This window comes from Oleiphilus sp. HI0067 (genome assembly GCF_001635735.1).
In genome coordinates this window covers 1-1,090 of record NZ_LWFI01001741.1, presented here as the reverse complement: position 1 = coordinate 1,090, position 1,090 = coordinate 1, and the positions used below count along the sequence as shown (strand labels likewise).

Annotated in this window: 1 protein-coding gene; it reads left to right on the top strand. The window is 46.3% G+C overall.

The genetic code is table 11. The features are described from left to right. The first annotated feature begins 40 nt into the window (after positions 1–40). Positions 41–937, top strand: coding sequence for a hydroxymethylglutaryl-CoA lyase (locus A3739_RS27620; protein WP_068479638.1), 897 nt, complete (start codon positions 41–43; stop codon positions 935–937). The last annotated feature ends 153 nt before the right edge of the window (positions 938–1,090 follow it).

Below are 1,090 nucleotides of genomic sequence, written 5' to 3'. Positions count from 1 at the left end.
CGCTCCGAGCTGGGTTGATAAGGATTTTGGAGAGTAAGGTATGAGTGGTTTTGTACGCGTCGTAGAAGTTGGGCCTAGAGACGGGCTTCAAAATGAAAAAGCAATTGTCCCACTTGAGGCTAAAGTTTCACTTGTAAATGAGCTTTCCGCAGCTGGTGTCAGTTATATCGAAGCTGGGAGCTTTGTTTCGCCAAAATGGGTGCCACAAATGTCGAATAGCGACGCATTGTTTGAAATGATTGATCGCAACGCCAACACACGCTACGCCGCACTTACACCAAATCTTCGTGGTTACGAAGCAGCTAAAATCTGTGGCGCGGAAGAGGTTGCTGTTTTCGCAGCTGCTTCGGAAGCCTTCAGTCAGCGCAATATCAATTGCTCTATCGATGAAAGTATCCAACGATTTGAAGAGCTCGCTAAGCAGGCTAATTCAGATGGCGTTCCTATAAGAGGATACGTGAGCTGTGTCTTTGCTTGTCCGTATGGCGGTAAAGTAGACCCTCGTAAGGTAATTGAAACGACGCGTAAGCTATTTGATTTAGGGTGTTATGAGGTATCACTCGGTGACACCATCGGGGTTGGTACGGCTTATGACACCAAACAACTGCTCTCATTGATGTCGTCTGAATTTGATACAAGCAAATTGGCCCTCCACCTTCACGATACATATGGTCAAGCCCTAGCTAGCGTTTATGCTGGACTAGAGGCTGGAATACGTTGCTTTGATGCTTCTGTTGCGGGTCTAGGCGGCTGCCCTTATGCAAAGGGTGCAACAGGCAATTTAGCGACAGAAGATTTGGTGTACCTTCTTCACAGCGGCGGGTTTGAAACTGGTATTAATTTAGAGAAATTAGCGAGCGCCGGTAACAAAATATCAGACGTTCTCGGTCGCGAGAATCAATCTAGTGTTGGAAAAGCGCTATTCAAAAGTTGTTAAGGCCCTATTCCATCAGATAACAAAAACAAGGATTTCACATGTCACATGCGCCTTTATGGGCCCCGACACAGGATCAAATTGATCAGGCTAACATTACCAAATTTGGCACATGGCTCGGCGCGCAACACGGGATTTATCTTGATAACTACGAAG

Coding starts and splice junctions, on each gene's coding strand:
- A3739_RS27620 (WP_068479638.1), top strand. CDS start 41: ATGAGTGGTTTTGTACGCGTCGTAGAAGTTGGGCCTAGAGACGGGCTT.